Origin of the sequence: Psychrilyobacter sp. (assembly GCF_037132775.1) — a bacterium.
In the GTDB taxonomy this organism is placed as follows: Bacteria; Fusobacteriota; Fusobacteriia; order Fusobacteriales; family Fusobacteriaceae; genus Psychrilyobacter.
Genome location: NZ_JBAHZY010000082.1, coordinates 1 through 5,483, shown reverse-complemented (window position 1 = coordinate 5,483; position 5,483 = coordinate 1). Strand labels below are relative to the sequence as shown.

Genomic DNA, 5,483 nt, shown 5'->3' with positions numbered 1-5,483 from the left:
ACTTAGAAGAGTAAGTTTTTCGTGTATTCATAATCAAAATCCCCCATATTGTTTTCTTAAATTATACCCTATTTTTTTGCTTAAGGTTAAACACTCTTTGTATGAATTTATACGACCATTATACTATTAGTACAGGTTTGTCCACCATATCCACTATATCTACCAATCAGGTCACTCCACCATTTACACCCCATCAAAAATAATAAAAAAAGTGATCTACAAAGAAAATATTAAATGTATAAATTTTCTACTGCTACAACACAGAAGTCTTAAAACCTTTTTTTGACCCTGACTTTAATCTGACTTTAAAAGCGAAGTTTATAGTCGTTGAGCTTCAGCAGTACTTTTCCTACAATGACGATCGTGACTTACTCACTAAGACAAAATGGTTATTGCTTCGTCTTCCCCATTTAGGGGAAAACATAACGAGGAAGCCTGAGAATTTTCTTGATTTTCTTTGGATCGTTTCTTGTGTGCATTTTTATTTTTTTCTAATGTTATTAGAGAAAAATAAAATACTCGCAATATCGAAATGATCTCAGTTAAGGGCGAAACCCTTAGAACCTTTTTTTAACACAGAGATTCACCGAGAAGGTATATGAATATTAAAATATCTACCATTCCCCCCCATCAAAAATAATAAAAAAAGGCAGCCGCAGCTGCCTTTATATCTATTGCTATTAAAATTCTTTTCTGAATATATTTTGAGATCTGTCTGGACCTACTGAGATCATAGTGATTTCACATCCAATTATTTCTTCCATTCTAGCTATATATTTTTTACAGTTTTCAGGTAGTTCATCATACTCTCTCATCCCTGTAATATCTTCAGACCATCCTGGTAATGTTTCATATATAGGAGTTGCTTTTTCAGTTAATTCGATAGCTGCTGGTATAGTAGTCCATACCTTTCCATCTATCTCATATCCTGTACAAATTTTCAATTCATCCATTCCACTCAATACATCTATCTTTGTTACCACTACATCTGTAAGACCGTTTATCATTACAGCATATTTACCTACTACACCATCTAACCATCCACATCTTCTTGGTCTTCCAGTTGTTGCACCAAATTCGCTTCCAATTGTTCTTAATTTTTCTCCTGTTTCATCATTTAATTCAGTGATGAAAGGACCTTCTCCTACTCTAGTAGTATATGCTTTCATAACACCGATTACTCTATCGATCTTAGAAGGGGCTACACCTACACCTGTAGTTACTCCACCAGCAGTTGGTGAACTAGAAGTTACATATGGATAAGTTCCAAAGTTTATATCTAACATCATAGCTTGAGCTCCCTCAAACATTACTACCTTATCATTGTCCAATGCTTCATTGATCTCAGGAACAAAGTCAGCTATTCTATGCTTTAACTTTTCAGCATATCCTGTAAAGTCTGCCATGATTGTGTCATAATCCATAGCTTCTGTATTATAAATTTTTGTAAATAATTCATTTTTTTCATCTAAGTTTATCTTTAATTTTCTTCCAAATCCTTCCATATCCAATAAGTCTACGGCTCTAATTCCACATCTAGCTATCTTATCAGAATAACAAGGACCTATTCCTCTTTTAGTTGTTCCAATCTTATTTTCTCCTCTAGCTTCTTCCTTTACTATATCTAGTTTAACGTGATAAGGCATGATAAGGTGAGCTCTATCAGAGATAAATAAGTGATCTACTTTAGCTCCTTTTTCCTCTAAAGTTGATAATTCATGTAATAATACTTTCGGATCTACTACTACTCCTGGCCCAATTATACATTTACCATTTCCGTGTAACATCCCTGAAGGTAATAAGTGAAGTATAAATTTCTCTCCATTTACTACTACTGTATGTCCTGCATTGTTTCCACCTTGGAATCTAACTACATAGTCTGCCTTATGTGCTAATACATCGATAATTTTACCCTTACCTTCGTCTCCCCATTGTGTTCCTACTACTACATAACTTGCCATGTTCCACCTCTTCATTAGATTTATTTTAAATATTTAAACCTTCCAACACAGAGATCTTTAGAACTCTGCCTTTCACAGAATAAAATATTATTTATTATTTTTGTTTACCACGAATTCAAAATCTTTTTGTCACGAATTACACGAATTATATATAAGAGTATTGAATACTCTACTGCTAGAGCACAGAAGTTTTATAAACCTTTCTTTGACCCTGACTTAAATCTGACTTTTAAAGCGAAGTTTATAGTCGTTACGCTCCAGCTGTACTGTTCCTACAACAACGATCGTGACTTACTAGCTAAGACAACATATAAATCTTCTTGAATTTTTCCGTTAGCTTTTTTTTCAAGAAAAAAGGTATCCCGTATCAAGGACGGAATCCTTGAAACCTTCGATATACGAATATTAATTTTTTCTATACTCAATAAAAAAAATTAAATGTATGTCGCAGATTACCCAGATTTTTCAGATTAAAACATCTTTTTCTTGGTTAGAACCTGTCTTTTTTTTTGACCTTTTTCTGGATGTTATTCTACTTCTCAGTAAATATTCTACTTAGTCGTACAACAGAATAAGTTCCGCAGTGAAGCGAGGACTGTAGCTGTAAAAAGACGGACATTACCTCTGACTTACTCTTATAACATCGTTTAGAAAAAGTCTGCTTTTCTTTCCACTATTTCTTTTTCAGATAAAAAGAAACAGTGCCGTATTAAAGAGGGACTCTTTAGAACCTTGACCCTCTCCCGTGGCGATAGGGAGAAAGAATTACTTCTTCTTTATCTCTATATAGTTAATATTCTTTTGATGTTTATATGTAAATAGACTTTCAAATTCAGTCATTATATTTTCTTCAGCAAGTGGACTGTTATGCAGATCAGTAGTATGGTACACCACTTCATACCCTTCTACTTCTGGCATAAATTCTAATACATCTGCATAGTATTTATCATGATCGGTTTTAAAGAATAACCTTCCATCTTTTGCTAAGATCTCATCTAAGAGGGCAAATAATTTTGGTTGAAGGATCCTATTTTTTTCCTTTCCTTCCCATGGGTCTGGAAAGTTGATATACAGGCCTGCCATCTCTTCTTGACCTATAAAGTTAGTGATCTCTTCTCCACGTCTTTTTATAAATAATAAGTTATCCAGTCCTACTTTTTCAGATCTTCTAGCTGAAAGAACCAATCTTTTAAACCTTATTTCAAGAGCCATATGATTTCTCTCTGGATATCTTACACACATGTCATTGGCAAACATTCCACTACCAGATCCAATCTCCAAATAAATAGGATGTTCATTTTTAAAATATTCATTCCACTTACCCTTATAGGAGTTCATAACTTCCTTATCATAGATGATATGATTTGGATGTTCTGCTAACTTCACCATATATGGATTATAATGTCTTCTTTCGTATTTAAAAAAGTGTTTCCATATATTCCCTACACTGTTATCATTTTTTATATTTGACATCTTGCCTCCATTTTTTAACAATACTTTGATCATTTCCATGTTATATATATGTTTTTTACTTATTTTTCAGTATTTTGTCCCAGTCATTTTTATTACATTTCAGTATACTAAAATTTCCATATTCTGTCAATATCACTCTTTAAAACTAAGGCAAAAATAATTTTTACCTCAGACTTCTCTAATGATAAAATATTTTTTGTTACAGAGACTCATAGAGTCAAATCTTTTTTTTGTCACGAATTACACGAAATTTTTAAGATCCTACTGCTAGAGCACAGAAGTCTTTTTTTTTAAAAAATTGACCCTGACTTAAATCTGACTTTAAAAGCGAAGTTTATAGTCGTTGAGCTTCAGCAGTATTTTTCCTACAACAACGATCGTGACTTACTCACTAAGACAACATATAAATCTTCCGGCTCTTTTTGGATACTTATTTCTAGCTGCAGAGAAAAAGTATCCCGTATTAAAGAGGGACTCTTTAGAACCTTCTTTTTGTCGTAGATTACCCAGAACTTATACGATTATTAAATTTCTTTATCATTTATATGAAGAAATTTAAATGTATTTCAGATTAGAACTTTTTTTTCTTGGTTAGAATCTGCTTTTATCTGCGTAATCTGCGACTAAAGCTTTTATTCTCCCCCATTGTCAATTATCCATTGTACATTTTTAATTATACCCTCTCATTCCCCTCCTGTGCTCTCCCAAAAACTTCCCCTTGTAATTGTACCCCTATAGTCGAAACATGCTAAACTGCGAAGCCTTAAGACCCTTGGTACTATTAGGATTGAGAGGTAGGAAATAGGAAAGGCCACTCATTACCCTAAAGGGGTTTAAAAATACCCTTAAAGGTGTCATAAGTAACCTTATTTTGCCTAAAAATTACAACAATTTACAATCTATCTATACCGATCTTCTTTTTTTCTAGTTTACTATAAATTTTAAATAAAACTTGAAAATATGTCATATATAACATATAATTAGATAGAGGTGAATTATGTATAGTATTGAATTTTATGGAACATTAGATGGAAAACTTCCAGTCATGGAATTTTTAGAGATTCTTCCTAAAAATTAAATGCTAAAATAGTTAGAGATATAGAATTATTAGAGGAATATGGCAATCAATTAAGAGAACCTCACTCAAAACATATAAAAGATGGCATATTTGAATTGAGAACAAAACAAGGAAGTGATATTAGTAGAGTTTTTTATTTCTTTTTTGTAGATAACAAAATAATTTTAACAAATGGATTTATAAAAAAGACACAAAAGACACCTACAAAGGAAATAAATAAAGCTATTAAGTATAAAGAAGATTATGAAGGGAGGAAATGACTATGAAATTTTCAGAATATAAAAAATTAAAAATGCAAGATAAAGAATTTAAAGAGGAATACAATAAATTAGGTCCAGAATACGAGATTATTTCGGCTTTAATAAAAGCAAGAAAAGAACAAAAAATTTCTCAAGTTGAATTAGCTAAGAAAGCTCATATTAGTAGGTTAGAAAGAGGAAGTTATAACCCTAGTTTAAACTTTCTAAAAAGGATTGCTGATGGATTAAATATGGATATTCATATTTCATTTGAACCTAAAAAAATATAATAGGTAGCCTTAGCAGCAAGGTTAAAAGATTAAAAGCCTATACAACAAAAGGTATGAATTTTTATACTACAACCTGTGAACTAGACACTAAAAAAAGTGTTTTATTCGCAGGTTTTTTGTATACTATAAAAAAATTAGATACTCATATATCGAGAAAAGCTTTTAGTGGGGCTGTTGCAAGTTTTGTGTGAACTCTAAAAATTAATGTAAAACTTTTATAAAAAGAGGAGTAATAATTCTTTAATTATTGCTTCTCTTTTTTAATATATTAGAACTTTATTTTTTGTATGTCAATAGCAGATCCTAAAATTAGCCTCTTTTAAAAGGTATATCTTAGATTATCACTTAGTTTAATCTTTCTTCAAAAAATATTTGTAATTGAGAGTAGATTACACCCCAATCTCTTCGGCGCCCAGTCCATTTCCTCGTGATATCCATCGTA

4 protein-coding genes are annotated in these 5,483 nt (G+C 31.6%); 2 read left to right on the top strand and 2 right to left on the bottom strand.

Going from position 1 to position 5,483, the window contains the following annotated elements:
* Nucleotides 1–680: 680 nt before the first annotated feature.
* Together V5784_RS05630 and trmB are read right to left on the bottom strand one after the other, a co-directional pair.
* A complete protein-coding gene (locus V5784_RS05630; RefSeq protein ID WP_336888066.1) occupies nucleotides 681–1,961 on the bottom strand; it encodes an adenylosuccinate synthase in 1,281 nt (426 codons plus the stop codon).
* Between the two features lie 765 nt (nucleotides 1,962–2,726).
* Nucleotides 2,727–3,434, bottom strand: a complete 708-nt coding sequence (trmB, locus tag V5784_RS05625; RefSeq protein WP_336888065.1) for a tRNA (guanosine(46)-N7)-methyltransferase TrmB — start codon at nucleotides 3,432–3,434, stop codon at nucleotides 2,727–2,729.
* A 1,086-nt stretch (nucleotides 3,435–4,520) separates the two neighbouring features.
* Between trmB and V5784_RS05620 the strand changes: the two genes are divergently transcribed.
* Together V5784_RS05620 and V5784_RS05615 are read left to right on the top strand one after the other, a co-directional pair.
* Nucleotides 4,521–4,772, top strand: coding sequence for a type II toxin-antitoxin system RelE/ParE family toxin (locus tag V5784_RS05620; RefSeq protein ID WP_336888067.1), 252 nt, complete (start codon nucleotides 4,521–4,523; stop codon nucleotides 4,770–4,772).
* A 2-nt stretch (nucleotides 4,773–4,774) separates the two neighbouring features.
* A complete protein-coding gene (locus V5784_RS05615) occupies nucleotides 4,775–5,041 on the top strand; it encodes a helix-turn-helix transcriptional regulator (protein ID WP_336888064.1) in 267 nt (88 codons plus the stop codon).
* Nucleotides 5,042–5,483 lie beyond the last annotated feature (442 nt).

Bases quoted from the DNA above. Each gene is read 5' to 3' on its own strand.
- V5784_RS05630 (WP_336888066.1), bottom strand. From the start codon at position 1,961: ATGGCAAGTTATGTAGTAGTAGGAACACAATGGGGAGACGAAGGTAAG.
- trmB (WP_336888065.1), bottom strand. From the start codon at position 3,434: ATGTCAAATATAAAAAATGATAACAGTGTAGGGAATATATGGAAACAC.
- V5784_RS05615 (WP_336888064.1), top strand. From the start codon at position 4,775: ATGAAATTTTCAGAATATAAAAAATTAAAAATGCAAGATAAAGAATTT.